Genomic DNA, 16,559 nt, shown 5'->3' on the forward strand with positions numbered 1-16,559 from the left:
GATCACCCGTGCTTGGCTTCGAATTCTTTCATGTATTCGACCAGCGCCTTGACGCCTTCGACCGGCATCGCGTTGTAGATCGAGGCGCGCATGCCGCCGACCGAACGGTGCCCCTTCAGCTGGATCATGCCGCGCTCCTTGGCGCCCTTGAGGAAGGCCTCGTCGAAGGACTCGTCCTTGAGGGTGAAGGGCACGTTCATGCGGGAACGGTCTTCCTTCTTCACCGGGTTCTTGAAGAACTTGCTGTTGTCGAGGAAGTCGTAGAGCAGCGCGGCCTTCTCGATGTTCTTTTGCTCCATGGCCGCCAGGCCGCCCTGCTTCTTCAGCCACTGGAACACCAGCCCGGCGATGTAGATCGAATAGGTGGGCGGGGTGTTGTACATCGAGTCGTTGTCGGCATGGGTCTTGTAGTCCAGCATGGTGATGGGCTTGGGCTGGGCCTGCCCGATCAGGTCGTCGCGCACGATGACGATGGTGAGGCCGGCGGGGCCGATGTTCTTCTGCGCGCCGGCGTAGATCAGGCCGTACCTGGCGACGTCGACGGGCTTGGACAGGATGTTGGAGGACATGTCGCAGACCAAGGGCACGGCGCCGGTCTCGGGGATCCAGTGGAACTCGACGCCGCCGATGGTCTCGTTGGCGGTGTAGTGCACGTAGGCGGCGTTCGGATCCAGCTTCCAGCCGGACTGGGCCGGGGCGTAGCTGAAGTTGGCGTCCTCGGCGGTGGCCACCACATTCACCTGGCCGAAGGCCTTGGCTTCCTTGATCGCCTTCTTCGCCCACTCGCCGGTGTTCACGTAGTCGGCGCCGGTCTTGCCGCGCATCAGGTTCATCGGGATCATCGAGAACTGCAGGGTGGCGCCGCCTTGCAGGAACAGCACCTTGTAGTTGGCGGGAATGCCCATCAGCTCGCGCAGGTCGGCCTCGGCCTGGGCGTGGATCGCCATGTATTCCTTGCCACGATGGCTCATCTCCATCACCGACTGACCGGAACCGTTCCAGTCCAGCATCTCCGCGGCGGCCTGCTGCAGCACGGCCTCGGGCAGGGTGGCGGGACCGGCGCTGAAATTGAATACGCGTGCCATGGTGGATATCACTCCTCTTCGTCGATTTGGGTGGATTCGTCGGATTCTTCGTCGGTCTCGATGACCTTCTCGACGCCTGCCAGGAAGGTGCCGTCGTCGAGGTTGATCAGGGTCACGCCCTGGGTCGCCCGGCCCAGTTCGCGGATGTCGGTGATGCGGGTGCGGATCAGCACGCCGCCGGTGGAGATCAGCATGATCTCCTCGCGCGTCTCGCCGGACTGGACCAGGACCGCGGCGACGACCTTGCCGTTGCGCTCGGAGGTCTGGATCGCGATCATGCCCTTGGTGCCGCGGCCGTGGCGGGTGTATTCGGCGATCGGGGTACGCTTGCCGTAGCCGTTCTCGGTGGCGGTCAGCACCGAGTAGTTCTCGCTGTCGGCGACCAGCATGGAGATCACCCGCTGTCCCTCCTCCAGCATCATGCCGCGCACGCCGCGCGCCTCGCGGCCCATCGGCCGCACGTCCTCCTCGTCGAAGCGCACCGCCTTGCCGGCGTCGGAGAACAGCATCACGTCGCAGCGGCCGTCGGTGATGGCGACGCCGATCAGATGGTCGCCCTCGTCCAGGCCGACGGCAATGATGCCGGCCTTGCGCGGGTTGGCGAAGGCCGTGAGGGCGGTCTTCTTCACCGTGCCCAGGGCCGTCGCCATGAAGATGTAGTGCTGCTCGTCGAATTCCTTCACCGGCAGCACGGCGGTGATCTTCTCGCCCTCCACCAGGGGGAACAGATTGACGATGGGCTTGCCGCGCGAGTTGCGGGTGCCTTCCGGCACTTCATAGACCTTGAGCCAATACACCCGCCCCTTGTTGGAGAAGCAGAGGATGTAGTCGTGGGTGTTGGCGATGAACAGCCGGTCGACGAAATCGTCCTCCTTCATCGCCGCCGCCTGCTTGCCGCGGCCGCCGCGCTTCTGCGCGCGGTAGTCGGCCAGCGGCTGGCGCTTGAAGTAGCCGCCGTGGGACAGGGTCACCACCATGTCCTCGCGCGCGATCAGATCCTCGATGTTGATGTCGGCGGTGCTGGCCACGATCTCGGAACGGCGATGGTCGCCGAACTGCAATTTGATCGCCGCCAGCTCCTCGCCGATGATCGCGGTGATGCGCTCGGGCCGCGCCAGGATGTCCAGCAGGTCGGCGATCTGGGCCATCACTTCGCGGTATTCGGCGACGATCTTGTCCTGTTCCAGGCCGGTCAGGCGCTGCAGGCGCAACTCCAGGATCGCCTGGGCCTGGGTGTCGGTGAGCCGGTAGCCCTGGACCGACAGCCCGAATTCCGCGCCGACGCCCTCGGGACGGGATGCGCCGGCATCGGTGGCGCGGGCCAGCATCTCCTCCACCAGCGGGGAGCGCCACAGGCGCGCCATCAGTTCGCGCTTGGCGTCGGCCGGCGCCGGCGCCGCCTTGATCAGGGCGATGATCTCGTCCACGTTGGACAGCGCCACCGCCAGGCCTTCCAGGATATGGCCACGTTCCCTAGCCTTGCGCAGCTCGAACACCGTGCGCCGGGTGACCACCTCGCGCCGATGCGACAGGAAGCAATCGAGCATCTCCTTCAGGTTCAGGAGGCGCGGCCGGCCGTCCACCAGCGCCACCATGTTCATGCCGAAGGTGTCCTGGAGCTGGGTCTGCTTGTAGAGGTGGTTCAAGACCACCTCGGGCACTTCGCCGCGCTTCAGCTCGATCACCACCCGCATCCCGGACTTGTCCGACTCGTCCTGGAGATGGGAGATGCCCTCGATCTTCTTCTCGTTGACCAGTTCGGCGATCTTCTCCAGCAGGGTGCGCTTGTTCACCTGGTAGGGCAGCTCGTCGACGATGATCGCCTGCTTGCCGGACGGCAGGTCCTCGACATGGGTGCGGGCCCGCATCACCACCCGGCCGCGGCCGGTGCGGTAGCCCTCGTGGACGCCGGAGAGTCCGTAGATCAGGCCGGCGGTGGGGAAGTCCGGGGACTGGACGATCTGGATCAGTTCCTCGATGTCCGCCTCGGGATTGGCCAGCAGGGCCTGGCAGGCGTCGATCACCTCGGAGAGGTTGTGCGGGGGAATGTTGGTCGCCATGCCCACGGCGATGCCGGAACTGCCGTTGATCAGCAGATTGGGCACCCGCGAGGGCAGGATCAGGGGCTCCCGTTCGGAACCGTCGTAGTTGGGACCGAAATCGACGGTCTCCTTCTCGATGTCGGCCAGCAGCTCGTGGCCGATGCGCGCCATGCGGATTTCAGTGTAACGCATCGCCGCCGCGTTGTCGCCATCCACCGAGCCGAAGTTGCCCTGGCCATCGACCAGCATGTAGCGCAGGGAGAAGTCCTGCGCCATGCGCACGATGGTGTCGTAGACCGCCAAATCGCCGTGGGGGTGGTACTTGCCGATCACGTCGCCGACGATGCGGGCCGACTTCTTGTACGCCTTGTTCCAGTCGTTGGAGAGTTCGTGCATCGCGTACAGCACCCGCCGATGCACCGGCTTCAGGCCGTCCCGCGCATCGGGCAGCGCCCGCCCCACGATCACGCTCATCGCGTAATCCAGGTAGGAGTGGCGCATTTCCTCCTCAAGACTGATCGGAAGGGTTTCTTTGGCGAAGGTGGCGGTCATCGTGTTCTATGGGGCGCCGGAAGCGCGCTGTCGGCCTTGCGGGAAGTCGGCGATTCTAGCATGGGGGGCCTGCCCCGACGGCCCCGGCCGGCCCCTTCCGCCAGCGTCGCCCCGATGTTGTATCCCACTGAATACTCTGGTTAAATCGAACGATGACAGCTTCCACGCCGCAACACCCCGCCGGCCATGTCATCGACCTGTTGATCGATGCCCGGTGGATCATCCCGGTAGAACCTTTTCGCGCCCTGCTCGAAAACCACTCCGTCGCCATTTGCGACGGCCGCATCCTCGACCTGCTGCCCAGCGCGCAAGCCGACACCGCCTATCGGGCGCGGCAGCGGGTGGTTCTCGACCAGCATGTGCTGATTCCCGGCCTGGTCAATCTGCACAGCCAGTGCGCCACGCGACTGTTGCCGGGAAACCATGGCGACGGCGGCCGCGTCTGGCCGACGCGGAGTCGCCCCCTCAATGCCGACCTGGTCCGCGATGGCACCCTCCTGGGCGCCGCCGAGATGCTCCGGGGGGGCGTCACCTGCCTCAACGACGTGCATGCGTTTCCCGCAGCGGCGGCCCAGGCGGTCCTGCGCCTGGGGATGCGCGCCACCCTGGGACTGCTGGTCCTCGAATCCCCTTGCGCCTACGCCAGCGATGCCGCCGACTACCTCGCCAAGGGCCTGGCCGCCCGCGACCAGCTGGCCGGAACCGAGCGGCTCCAGTTCAGCCTCGCCCCCTACGCGCCCTACGCCGTCTCCGACCGGACGCTGGAACGCATCGCCACCCTGGCGGCGCAACTGGACCTGCCGGTCCACGTCCGCATCAACGAGACCGCCCATGAAGATGCCGAAAGCCAGCGCCGCCACGGGCTGCGCCCGCTGGAACGGCTGCGGCGCCTGGGACTGCTGGGCCCCGGCCTGATCGCCGCCCATGCCGTGCATCTCGACGACCAGGACATCGCGCTGCTGGCCGACCACGGCTGCAGCATCGCCCACTGCCCCACCGCCAACATGAACCTCGCCAGCGGCATCGCGCCGATTGCCGATGCCTCGGCCAGGGGAGTACGGGTAGGCCTGGGCACCGACGCGGCCCCCGCCAACGGACGCAACGACATGTTCCGGGAAATGCGCCATGGCGCCCTGCTGGGGCGGGCCGCCACCGGCGACCCGGAGGCTTTCGACGTTCACACCATGCTGCGCATGGCCACCCTGAACGGCGCGGCCGCCCTCGGTCTGGATGATCGCATCGGCTCGCTGCGCCCCGGCAAGTGCGCCGATCTGTGCGCCGTGCGCCTGGATGACTGGCTGCCGTCGCCCTGCGCCGACCCCGCCGCCCATTTGCTGCATGGCGCCAGCCGGGATCAGGTCAGCCACGTCTGGATCGATGGCGTTGAAAAATTATGTCACAGTCAACTTCATGACATTCGTGCCGGCGAATTGCTTGATATTTGCGCTTTATGGCAGAATAGAGCTATGTAATAAAGAAGTAGAGGCCCAGGGAATGAGGTTGCCGGGCCGCCGGTCGACAACAGAGAGGACCGGGAACAGGATCATCATCAATACCAACAAAGGGGTAACCAAATGAAGAATGCCCAGATATCCGCACTATTGGCCGTCCTGCTCGGCCTCAGCGCTTCCGCCTTTGCCCAGACGCCGGGCGTCGATCTGAAGGGCACCGTCGGCTATGTCATCGACCAGCGCGGCTACGTCGCCAAGAACAGCACCGGCCTGTGCTGGCGCACCGGCTACTGGACGCCGGCCATGGCGATCGAGGAATGCGATCCCGACCTGGTGAAGAAGCCCGAGCCGGTCAAGGTTGCCGCTCCCGCCGTGGTGCCGCCGCCCAAGCCCGCCGCCGAGAAGATCACGCTGGCCGCCGACACCCTGTTCGATTTCGACAAGGCCGATCTGCGTCCCGCCGGCAAGGAAGCGCTGGACGACCTGACCACCAAGATCAAGGACATCAAGCTCGAAGTGATCACCGCCGTCGGCCACGCCGACCGCATCGGCAAGGATGCCTACAACCAGAAACTGTCCGAGCGCCGCGCCGCCTCCGTCAAGTCCTACCTGGTCAGCAAGGGCATCGAGGACAACCGCGTCTTCGCCGAAGGCCGGGGCGAGACCCAGCCCGTGACCGGCGACAAGTGCGGCAAGAGCGTCGTCAAGAGCAAGAAGCTGATCGAGTGCCTGCAACCCGATCGCCGCGTCGCCATCGAAGTGATCGGCACCAAGTAATCCTTTCGCCGATCGGGAAAAGCCCTGCCTGGCAGGGCTTTTTTTTTAGGGAACATCGCCATGAGCACAATCAACGCCGACCCGCAGGAACTCGCCAAGTTCGGCGAACTCGCCCACCGCTGGTGGGACCCCAACTCCGAATTCAAGCCCCTGCACGACATCAACCCCCTGCGCCTGGACTGGATCGACCATGCCGCCGGCCTCGCGGGCAAGCAGGTACTGGACGTGGGCTGCGGCGGCGGCCTGCTTTCCGAGGGCATGGCGGCCCGCGGCGCCCAGGTGACGGGCATCGACCTGTCCGACCAGGCGCTGGGCGTGGCCCGCCTGCACCTGTTCGAGAGCAACCTGCAGGTCGACTACCGGAAGATCGCCGTCGAAGCGCTGGCGGCGGAACGGCCCGCCAGCTACGACGCCGTCACCTGTCTGGAAATGCTGGAGCATGTGCCCGACCCGGCCAGCGTGGTGCGGGCCTGCGCAAAGCTGGTCAAGCCCGGCGGTCCGGTGTTCTTCTCCACCATCAACCGCAACCCCAAGGCCTATGCCTTCGCCGTGCTCGGCGCCGAATACCTGCTGAAACTGTTGCCGCGGGGCACCCACGACTATGCCAAATTCCTGCGGCCGGCCGAACTTTCCGGCTTCTGCCGGGAAGCCGGCCTCAACATCGGCGAAATCATCGGCATGAGCTACAACCCGTTAACCCGGACCTACACGCTGGGCCGGGACACCAGCGTCAATTACCTGATGCGCACGGTGCGCAATGATTAGCGTGAAAACGAATTGAAACGGCAAATTGAACGGTCGAGCATGGCGGCAAGGTTGGTGCCATGAGCATCGAGGTCGTTCTCTTCGACCTCGACGGCACCCTGGTGGATACGGCGCCGGACCTGATCGGCGCCCTCAACCGCCTGCTGACGGAGGAAGGCCGCGCGCCGCTGCCCGCCGCCGCCCTGCGCCGCCATGTCTCCGGCGGCACCCGGGCCCTGATCGGCCAGGGCTTCGGCCTGACGCCGGCAGAGCCGGCCTATGCGGCGCTGGCCGAGCGCTTTCTGGGCTTCTACGAGCGCCACGTCTGCGACGCAAGCCGGCTCTTCCCCGGAATCCCTGAACTCCTGGAAACCCTGGAGCGCGGCGGCACCCGCTGGGGCATCGTCACCAACAAGGGACGGCGCTTCACCGAACCCCTGGTGCGCCGACTGGGCCTCGCCGAGCGCGCCGCCTGCGTGATCTCCGGCGACAGCGCCGCCCGCGCCAAGCCCCACCCCGACCCGCTGCTGCTGGCCTGTGCCCGGGCCGCGGTGGCCCCCGAACGCAGCCTCTACCTGGGCGACGATCTGCGCGACATCCAGGCCGGCCACGCCGCCGGCATGCTCGCGGTGGTGGCCGCCTACGGCTATCTGGGAGATGGCCCCCCGTACGGGGAATGGGGCGGCGACGGAGTGATCCAGCATCCCGCGGAACTGCCGGAATTGCTGGAACGGATCGCGATCCGCAAATAACGACGGGGACCGAAGTCCCCGCCGGCTTTTCTTTGGTAACAAGGCTCAAGCAGCCTCGGCATAGGCCTTAAGCGGCCAGTGCGAAACGCTCATCGTTGGCGTTTGGAGATTTGCTTCATTAACGTCGATCGCCTGACGGGTTGCCTGCTTACCTTCACTCGCCCTGTCGAAGCCATGGCACCCCCACCTAAGAGCACTGCCCGAGCCCTGCGCTTAGGTGGAGGTGAGGGGAATCGAACCCCTGTCCAGAACGCCTCCAGTTCGCCGGAGTTACAACCATGAGACGGATTATGGGGGCACCGGGCGCAAGTTTCAAGAGCGCGTGCAATTCGTGCGCAATCCAGCGGCCGGAATCGGTCCCGGCCGTCAGTTGCGGGCATGGGACAGCTCGAATTCATCGACCCCGTCGAAATGCGTCAATTCCTCGGAAAGCCGGGAGATGGAGGTCACGTTGTTCTTGTCGAGGGCGATGGCGATGTAACGCCACTCCTGGCGGCCATCGGTGAACTGGATGCGGAAGGAACCGGGCGCGATTTCATAGCCCCGCAGCCGCGCCTCGCGTTTCAGCACCTCCTCGTTGGGCGAGAAACCGGGACGAAAGCGCAGCATCATGGCGATCGCCGGCCGCGAAGGCAGCCATTGTTCCAGGCGAGCGGCCCACATCATCAGGGCCGCCGAAAGCAGCGCCAGCAGAATGGCCGCCGCATAGAAACCCAATCCGACCAGGACCCCGATCGCCGAAGCGGCCCAGATCGAAGCGGCGGTGGTCAGGCCGCTGATGTTCAGCCCTTCCTTCATGATGACGCCGGCGCCGAGGAAGCCGATGCCGGTGACGATGCCCTGGATCACCCGGGTCGGGTCCGGCGGCAAATGGCCGAACAGGTTTCCCGCCCCCGCATACCAGTACTCGGGATAACCGGTCACCACGGTAATTGCGCAGGACGCCATGCAGACCAGGCCGTAGGTGCGCATGCCGGCGGCACGGCCATGGTAGGAGCGCTCGTACCCCACCAGAAGGCCCAGCAGCAGGGCGCCAGCCAGGTTGAACAGGATGATCACATTGATGGCCACTTCCTGGGGAGACCAGTAGCGGGCGAGGGATTCCAGTGAAATTGGGCTCATGAAAACCAGAAGAAAATGGATGCGGCACATAGAACGGCGGGCAAAGCCCGCCGCAGCGGGGAATCGCGAAAAGCAGCAAGCGCGGCGCCGACAACGATCAGTCGTCCTCCTCCTTCAATCGGAAGCGGGCGGCCAGCTGCGATTGCAGCTGAGGCGGTACGGTCGCATAACGGGAAAACTCCAGGGTGTAGCTGCCGCGGCCGCCGGTCCTGGACTTGAGTTGCGACGGGTAGTCGTCGAGCTCGGCCAGGGGCGCCTCGCCGGTGATGGAGACCATGTCGCCGCCGCGCCGGTCGGTGCCGGTGATGTGGCCGCGGCGCGAGGACAGGTCGCCGGTGAGATCGCCGATGGCGGATTCGGGGGCGATCACCTCCATGCTGACGATCGGCTCCAGCACGGTGGGGCTGGCGGCGCGGATCGCCGCCACCGCCGCCTTGCGGCCGGCGGTGACGAACGCCACCTCCTTGCCGTCCACCGGATGGGTCTTGCCGTCGAACACCGTCACCCGCACGTCCTCCACCGGATAGCCGGCCACCACGCCGTCGGCCAGCGCCTGGCGCACGCCCTTCTCCACCGCCGGCATGAACACGCCGGGAATCGCGCCGCCCTTCACCGCGTCGACGAACTCGAATCCGGCGCCACGCGCCCGCGGCTCGATGCGCAAGAACACCTCGCCGAACTGGCCGGCGCCGCCGGATTGCTTCTTGTGCCGGTAGTGGCCCTCGGCCCCGCTGCTGATGGTTTCCCGGTAGGGAATGCGGGGCGGCGAAGTATCCACCTCCAGCTTGTACTGTCCGGCCATCTTGGCCAGCTTGGCCTTCAGGTGCATCTCGCCCAGCCCGCGGACCACCGTCTCATTGCTGGCCGGATGGCGCTCGATGACGAAGGTGGGATCCTCCAGCGCCAGCTTGCCCAGCACCTCGAACAGCCGCTGCTCGTCGCCCTTGCGCCGCGTCTCCACCGCCAGCCCCGCCATCGGGCGGGGAAATTCGAGGGGAGCCAGGTGGATGTGGTCCTCGTCGTGCGAATCGTGCAGCACGCAGTCGAATTCCAGCTCATCCACCTTGGCGACGGCGCCGATGTCGCCGGGGACCAGGACCGGCACCTCGTTGTAGGTCTTGCCCTGCAGCCGATACAGATGCGCCACCTTGAAGGCGCGCTTGCCGGAGCCGGCGAAGAGCTGCATGTCCTTGCGCACCGTGCCCTGATGGACGCGGAAGATGCCGACCTTGCCCATGTAGGGATCGGACACCACCTTGAACACGTGGGCCAGCACGTGCCGTGCGGCATCGGGCGCCGCGACGAAAGGTTGCCGCGCCGATGCCGCCTCGCCCTTGTAGAACAGCGGCGGATTGCCCTCGGCCGGATTGGGCGCCAGCGTCGCCAGCACGTGCAGCAGTTCGCGGACGCCGGCGCCGGTCTTGGCGGAGACGAACAGGATCGGAATCAGATGCCCCGTCCGCAGCGCCTTCTCGAACGGCGCGTGCAGCGCCGCCGGCGCGGGGTCGGCGCCGTCCTCCAGATAGCGGGCGAGCAGTTCCTCGTCCTCCTCCACCAGCTGGTCGATCAGGGCGCGATGGGCGGCGGCCACCGACTCGAAATCCGAGTCCCCGGCCTCGTGCTCCAGCACCTCCACCACGCCGCTGGCGTGCCGCGCCGGCAGGTCCAGGAGCAGGCACCCGCGGCCGAAACGATTGCGGACGTCCGCCACCAGGCCCGGCAGATCGACGTTCTCGGCATCGATCTTGTTGATCACGATCATGCGGCACAGGCCGCGCTCGCCGGCCCAGCGCATCATGCGCTCGGTCATCAGTTCGACGCCGGTCTGGGCGTTGATCACCACCAGCGCCGTATCCACCGCCGCCAACGCCGGCAGCGCCTGACCGGCGAAGTCGGGATACCCCGGTGTGTCGATCAGATGGATTCGGCGCGAATCCCAATCGAAGCCGACGACGGCGGACTGCAGGGAATGCCCGGCCTCCTTCTCCTCGGGGTCGAAATCGCAGACGCTGCTGCCCTTGGCCACCGCGCCGCAACCGGTGACGGCTCCGGCACTGTAGAGCAGCATCTCGGCCAGACTGGTCTTGCCCGCCCCGCCGTGCCCCACCAGGGCAACGGTGCGGATCGATTCGGTTGACTGCAGCGCCATCTCGTTCCCCTTAACGTGAAATACACCATTGAAACGGCAAGTCAAACATACGAGCGCAGCGAGCCGATATCGTCATCTCCCCCGGAGCGGGGGACGTAGGCGGAGTTTCGCGGCGCATGCGCCGGTCACGTTATCGAGCCCGGCTCATTCTACGCCGGCCGCGGCCAATGGTTCCGCCTTCGTTCCGCCTTCGTTCCGCATCCAGTGCGGCGGTGCGGATGCTTCCCGCGATCCGCCCGCCATATAATCACGCCATGACGTCATGCCTCCATCCTCCGCCCGGCACGCTGCCGGCGCTCGTCCCCGGAGCGGCCTTGTCCCCGTCCGTTCGGAGAAACCCATGAATCAGCACACCATCGAAATTCTCAAATCCGGGGCGCCTCGCCCCTGTCCGGCCTCCGACGCCGACGCCATCGTCGGCGGCCGCGTCGAACTGCAACTCCTGACCACCCTCAAGTGCAACCTCAAATGCACCTACTGCTCGCTGGGTGTCGGCGACGTGCTCGGCTCCCAGACTCAGGTGGCCTACGACATCGACCATCTCGCCGCCTTCGTGGACAAGCACCTCAAGGAAAAGGAGGTCTACGTCACCTTCTACGGCGGCGAGCCGCTGCTCAACACCAACATGATGCAGGAGGTGATGCAGCGCTTCCCGCTGTTCCGCTACCAGCTCCAGACCAACGGCACCCTGCTCGACAACCTGCCGGACTGGGTGCTGCACAAGCTGTCCAACATCCTCGTCTCCATCGACGGCGGCGAGGAGACCACCGACGGCTACCGGGGCCGGGGCATCTGGCGCCAGGTGATCAAGAACGTCGGCCACGTGCGCGACCGGGTCGGCGGCACCATCACCGCCCGCGTCACCTGGGGGCGGCCGGACACCACGTTCGAGGAACTGGACGACCTGGCCGAATCCTTCGACTACCTGTACTGGCAGTTCGTCGCCGACGAGCATTACTTCGACGATTCCGTGGCCAAGCGCCAGGCGGTGCTGGTGCAGCTGATCGACAAGTTCTTCCGCCGCACCGACAAGCTCTACCCGCTGATCCCGCTGATGGGCATGGTGCGCAACAAGCTGTTCCCCTCCCGTGCCAAGGAACTCTACGCCGGCCTGACCCAGTGCCGGGTCTCCACCCACATCATCAACGTGATGCCCGACGGCAAGATCTTCCCTTGCCCCGACATGATGTACGTGCCGGAGATGCAGCAGGGCGACGTGATCGGCAACTGGCTCCGGCGCAGCCCCCTGCAACCCCATCCGGACATGCCCTGCGAGGACTGCGAAGCCTTTTCCTGGTGCCGCCGCAACTGCATGAAGAACCTCTATCTGGGCTATGTGAAGAACGACCTGCGCTACCGCAACAACGTGGTGGAGCCGATCTGCGAGCTGATCCGTTTCATGGGCCGGGAGATCGACCGCCACGATCCGGCCGCCTGGTTCGCCCAGGCCAGCCTGCCGGTGCGCCAGCAGGTCACCGGCGCCGAAGTCTACGAGTACTGCGAGATCATGCCCTGAACCTGGCTCGCCACGCTCGCGTGTTTGTCTTGCCGTTTCAATTTGCTGTTCCACACCAACCCCAGTCAGGAGCAGATCATGCAGACCGCACAACCGGACAACGACTATCTCGCCCGCCCCGACAACACCCGCCTGCGCCATATTCCGGGTGACTACGGGCTGCCCTTCCTGGGCTGCATGATCCCGCTCATCAACAACCCCTCGGCCCTGATCCGCCGCTACTACGAGCGCTACGGGCCGGTCTGCCGCACCCAGGCCACCGGCCAGAAAATAGTCTGGGCGCTGGGGCCGGACTACAACCGCGACATCACCGTCGACCCGGAGCAGATCTACTCGGCCCGCATGGGCTACGACGGCATGCTGCGCGACTTTTTCGCCGGCGGGCTGCTGATGAAGGATTTCGGCGAGCATCACTTCCATCGCCGCATCATGCAGACCGCCTTCAAGATCGACTCGCTGAAACAGCATCTGCTGCAGATCAACGAGCGCGTCGCCCACGACCTGCCGGACTGGAGCACCCGCCCGGACTTCCATTTCTACCCGGCGATCAAGGCCCTGCTGCTGGACATCGGCGCCCGCGTCTTCGTCGGCCTGGAGATGGGCGGCGAGGCCCAGCGCCTGAACCAGGCCTTCCTCGACATGATGGAGGGCGTGCTCTCCATCGTCCGCCGCGACTGGCCGGGCCTGCTCTACCATCGCGCGATGAACGGCCGCCGCGAACTGGAGCGTTTCTTCCTCGAACTGATGCCGGCCAAGCGGGTCTCCGACGGCAACGACATGATGGGCCACTTCGCCCGCGCGCTCGACGAGACCGGCCAGCCCTACCCGGACCAGGTGGTGCGCGACCATATCCTGTTCCTGCTGCTGGCGGCCCACGACACCACCACCAGCGCCCTGACCATGGCGGCCTACTACCTGGCGCGGCATCCGGAATGGCAGGAGCGGCTGCGCGCCGAAGCCCTCGGTACGAATCTCGCGGCGCCCGACTACGAGACCATCAAGAGCGGCCTGCCGCTCACCGAGCAGACCTTCCACGAAATCCTGCGCCTGCATCCCCCCGTGCCCCAGTTGATGCGGCGCACGGTGCGCGACACGGAACTGGGCGGCTACGAGATTCCGGCCGACACCCTGGTGGCGATCTCTCCCGCCTTCAGCCACCGGATGGCGGAATACTGGCGCGACGCGGACCGGTTCGATCCCGACCGCTTCGGCCCCGAACGTCAGGAACACAAGGCCCACCCCTATCTCTGGGTGCCTTTCGGCGGCGGCGCCCACAAGTGCATCGGCATGCACTTCGCCGACCTCCTGTTCAAGTGCGTGCTGCACGACATGCTGCGCCGCTACCGCTGGTCGCTGCCCGCGGGCTATCCGGCCAGTCCGGCGATCATGCACTTCCCCTTTTCCAAGCTGAAGGACGACCTGCCCCTGCGCCTGACGCCCCTGAGTTGAAAGCAACCAAGAAACACAATGCCTGATTCCATTACCGGCCCCGAACTGCTGGCGCCCGCCGGCTCGCTGGCCATGCTAGACACCGCCCTGGCCTTCGGCGCCGGCGCGATCTACGCCGGCCAGCCGCGCTACAGCCTGCGCGCCCGCAACAACGACTTCGGCAAGCTCGACGCCCTGGCCCAAGGCATCGAACGCACCCACGCCCTGGGCCGCAAGCTCTACGTCGTCAGCAACATCTATCCGCACAACGCCAAGCTCAAGACCTACCTGGCCGACATGGCGCCGGTGATCGCCCTCAAGCCCGACGCGCTGATCATGGCCGACCCCGGCCTGATGCTGATGATCCGCGAAGCCTGGCCCGAGATGCCGATCCATCTCTCGGTCCAGGCCAACACCGTCAACCACGCGGCGGTGCGCTTCTGGCGCCAGGCCGGCGTCTCGCGGGTGATCCTGTCGCGTGAACTGTCCCTCGACGAGATCGCCGAGATCCGCCAGGAATGCCCCGACACCGAACTGGAAGTCTTCGTCCACGGCGCCCTGTGCGTGGCCTACTCGGGGCGCTGCCTGCTCTCCGGCTACTTCAACCACCGCGATCCGAACCAGGGAACCTGTACCAATTCCTGTCGCTGGGATTACAAATTGAACCCGGCCAGCGTCGAAGACAGCGGCGATGTCCAGTCCTGCGGCGGCACTGCGCTGGGCAACGCGCCCCAGGACAAGGTCTGGCTTCTGGAGGAGGGTACCCGCCCCGGCCAGCTGATGCCGATCGAGGAGGACGAGCACGGCACCTACATCCTCAATTCCAAGGACCTGCGGGCGATCGAGCATGTGCAGCGGCTGGTGGAGATCGGCGTCGATTCGCTGAAGATCGAGGGCCGCACCAAATCGCCCTACTACGTGGCACGCACCTGCCAAGCCTACCGCCGGGCGATCGACGCCGCCGTCGCCGGCCGGCCCCTGGATCCGCGCCTGCTGGGGGAATTGGACGGCCTGGCCAGCCGGGGCTACACCGGCGGCTTCTACGAGCGGCATCCGGACCGGGAGCACCAGAACTATCTGCGCGGCCATTCCGAATCCGGGCGCAGCCTGTACGTCGGCGACCTGCTGGGCTACGGTGCCGACGGCCTGGCCGAGATCGAGGTCAAGAACCGCTTCGCCCGCGGCGACCGGCTGGAACTGATCCATCCCGCCGGCAACCGGGAAGTGACGGTCTCCGCGCTCCACAACGCGGAAGGCGCGGCCATCGAGGTGGCGCCGGGCAGCGGCCATCGCGTGCACCTGGCGCTGCCGCCGGGGCTGGAGGGCGCCTTCGTCGCCCGCTTCCTGGAACCGGACCGTGGATGACGCGGTGCGGGCCGCGCTCGCCCGCTGGCCCAATGTTCCCGATGTCTACGGCTGGCTGTCGCTGGACCGGCGCGGCCGCTGGCGCATCAAGGGCGAAGTGGTGAGCAACGCGGCGCTGGCGGCGTTCATCGGCCGCAACTACGACGTGGACGCGCGCGGTTGCTGGTATTTTCAGAACGGTCCGCAACGGGTCTTCGTCGCCCTGGAATACACGCCCTGGATTCTGCGTCTCGCCGCGCCCGGCCGGCTCGAAACCCATACCGGCCTGCCCGTGGAGCATCCGCGCCGCGCCTGGCTGGATGAAGAGGGCAACCTGCTGATCGACATCGGCAATGACCTGGGACCAGGCGGCATGGGTCTGGTCTGCGACCGCGACCTGGCGGCGTTGATCGAGGGCCTGACGCTCGCCGACGGCAGCGCGGCGGACACCGAAACGCTGGAACGCATTCTGGCGCAAGGAAGTATTCCACCCGGCGTCGAACTGCGCCTGCAAGGCTTCGGCGCTCCGCTGCCGGTGACGTTCGCCAGCACGGCGGAGATTCAGCGGCTGAGCGGCCATGAACCTTAAAACGGCTCTTCGGAGCTAGCGTGAGAAACAAGCTTTTCCGCCGGGCAATAATCCCAAGGAAAAGCGGCACGCGGCGCCAGTCGCAACCTATCAATGCCGCTACAGCGTTCGCCGTGATATCGAGTGCAGCGAGCCGTATGCCTGTACGGTTCCAAGGTCGGTGTATCCTCTGAGCGTCCCAGGAAAGGAGGATGACATGAGAACTGTAGGTCAGCGCAAAGAGCGCCCCATTAGCCTTCTTGCGTCTGGCACCCTCCTGGCCGAGGGCGCTCGATTCAACGATGAGATGCATCGGTTGCCTACGGGCGACACGACATTCATTCCCAAAGGCGTGTATCGCTTCAAGACACACGAAGACGCCTACCGGCATCAGCTTGACTGTGTGGCCAAGGGAATGGCAAAAGTTGCATTGGAGCGAGTACATGGACGAAACGGATGAATATTGTCGTCCGGCGTCCTTGGAAGACCTGAAGGCGCTGATTGAGTCATTGAATCGACAGCAAGTCGATTACCTGCTCATTGGTGGGTATGCCTTGTTTGTGCATGGCTACCATCGGGCCACGACGGACATTGACGTACTGGTTCCGGCAACAGTGGAATCGGGGGTCAGAGTCAAGGCGGCGTTGATGGTGTTACCTGATCAGGCCGCAAAGGACTTGGAGCCGGAGTGGTTCACGGAAGGTGAAAACATTCGGATTGCCGATGCCTTCCTGGTCGATGTCATGCTGAATGCGTGCGGCGAAACGTACGACACGCTCAAGCAATATGCCGTGACCGTAGACCTGGAGGGCACTCCCGTTCGAACGGTAAGCCTTGAAGGGCTTTTGCGGACAAAGCAAACCATGCGCGACAAGGATGTGGCAGACAGGCACATTCTGGAGCGAGCACTGAAACTGTTCAAAGAACGATCCAAGGAATAGGCCGTGACCTCAAAGAGCCTCCGCACCGCGGAGGCTCTTTTCCATTGTGGGCGTGGAACCATGCTTCTTGCGTTCTGTGTCCTCTGTG

General features: G+C 65.5%; 13 protein-coding genes and 1 other RNA gene. 9 read left to right on the top strand and 5 right to left on the bottom strand.

Annotated elements, in window-relative coordinates; genetic code table 11:
• Positions 1-2: 2 nt before the first annotated feature.
• Both serC and gyrA read right to left on the bottom strand, forming a co-directional pair.
• Positions 3-1,085, bottom strand: a complete 1,083-nt coding sequence (serC, locus tag B9N43_RS08620; RefSeq protein ID WP_145841862.1) for a 3-phosphoserine/phosphohydroxythreonine transaminase — start codon at positions 1,083-1,085, stop codon at positions 3-5.
• An 8-nt stretch (positions 1,086-1,093) separates the two neighbouring features.
• Positions 1,094-3,679, bottom strand: coding sequence for a DNA gyrase subunit A (gene gyrA / locus B9N43_RS08625; protein WP_145841863.1), 2,586 nt, complete (start codon positions 3,677-3,679; stop codon positions 1,094-1,096).
• A gap of 152 nt (positions 3,680-3,831) precedes the next feature.
• Between gyrA and B9N43_RS08630 the strand changes: the two genes are divergently transcribed.
• The 4 genes from B9N43_RS08630 (at position 3,832) to gph (ending at position 7,403) form a co-directional block, all read left to right on the top strand.
• Positions 3,832-5,151: an amidohydrolase family protein gene (locus tag B9N43_RS08630; RefSeq protein ID WP_145841864.1), complete on the top strand. Its 1,320-nt coding sequence runs from the start codon at positions 3,832-3,834 to the stop codon at positions 5,149-5,151.
• 102 nt (positions 5,152-5,253) lie between these two features.
• Positions 5,254-5,907 (top strand): OmpA family protein, encoded by a 654-nt coding sequence (locus tag B9N43_RS08635; RefSeq protein WP_145841865.1) that lies wholly within the window; start codon positions 5,254-5,256, stop codon positions 5,905-5,907.
• Between the two features lie 60 nt (positions 5,908-5,967).
• Complete coding sequence (gene ubiG / locus B9N43_RS08640) at positions 5,968-6,672, top strand: bifunctional 2-polyprenyl-6-hydroxyphenol methylase/3-demethylubiquinol 3-O-methyltransferase UbiG (protein ID WP_145841866.1); 705 nt, start codon at positions 5,968-5,970, stop codon at positions 6,670-6,672.
• Between the two features lie 59 nt (positions 6,673-6,731).
• Complete coding sequence (gph, locus tag B9N43_RS08645; RefSeq protein ID WP_186453757.1) at positions 6,732-7,403, top strand: phosphoglycolate phosphatase; 672 nt, start codon at positions 6,732-6,734, stop codon at positions 7,401-7,403.
• On the opposite strand, the gene ssrA is transcribed toward gph, so the two are convergent.
• From ssrA to fusA, 3 genes are all read right to left on the bottom strand, one after another.
• Positions 7,401-7,733, bottom strand: a transfer-messenger RNA (tmRNA) gene (gene ssrA, locus B9N43_RS08650). The two genes, gph and ssrA, sit on opposite strands and share 3 nt — an antisense overlap.
• A 36-nt stretch (positions 7,734-7,769) precedes the next feature.
• Positions 7,770-8,525, bottom strand: coding sequence for an MgtC/SapB family protein (locus B9N43_RS08655; RefSeq protein WP_145841867.1), 756 nt, complete (start codon positions 8,523-8,525; stop codon positions 7,770-7,772).
• A 97-nt stretch (positions 8,526-8,622) separates the two neighbouring features.
• A complete protein-coding gene (gene fusA / locus B9N43_RS08660; RefSeq protein ID WP_145841868.1) occupies positions 8,623-10,674 on the bottom strand; it encodes an elongation factor G in 2,052 nt (683 codons plus the stop codon).
• Between the two features lie 340 nt (positions 10,675-11,014).
• Between fusA and B9N43_RS08665 the strand changes: the two genes are divergently transcribed.
• From B9N43_RS08665 to B9N43_RS08685, 5 genes are all read left to right on the top strand, one after another.
• Complete coding sequence (locus B9N43_RS08665) at positions 11,015-12,190, top strand: radical SAM/SPASM domain-containing protein (protein ID WP_145841869.1); 1,176 nt, start codon at positions 11,015-11,017, stop codon at positions 12,188-12,190.
• A gap of 78 nt (positions 12,191-12,268) precedes the next feature.
• A complete protein-coding gene (locus B9N43_RS08670) occupies positions 12,269-13,639 on the top strand; it encodes a cytochrome P450 (RefSeq protein ID WP_145841870.1) in 1,371 nt (456 codons plus the stop codon).
• An 18-nt stretch (positions 13,640-13,657) separates the two neighbouring features.
• Complete coding sequence (yegQ, locus tag B9N43_RS08675) at positions 13,658-14,983, top strand: tRNA 5-hydroxyuridine modification protein YegQ (RefSeq protein WP_145841871.1); 1,326 nt, start codon at positions 13,658-13,660, stop codon at positions 14,981-14,983.
• The gene (locus tag B9N43_RS08680) at positions 14,976-15,551 is read left to right on the top strand and encodes a DUF2946 family protein (RefSeq protein WP_145841872.1); all 576 of its coding nucleotides are present in this window, start codon (positions 14,976-14,978) and stop codon (positions 15,549-15,551) included. The genes yegQ and B9N43_RS08680 overlap by 8 nt, the downstream gene beginning before the upstream one ends.
• 422 nt (positions 15,552-15,973) lie before the next feature.
• Complete coding sequence (locus tag B9N43_RS08685) at positions 15,974-16,471, top strand: hypothetical protein (protein ID WP_145841873.1); 498 nt, start codon at positions 15,974-15,976, stop codon at positions 16,469-16,471.
• The last annotated feature ends 88 nt before the right edge of the window (positions 16,472-16,559 follow it).

This window comes from Denitratisoma sp. DHT3 (genome assembly GCF_007833355.1).
Lineage (GTDB): Bacteria > Pseudomonadota > Gammaproteobacteria > Burkholderiales > Rhodocyclaceae > Denitratisoma.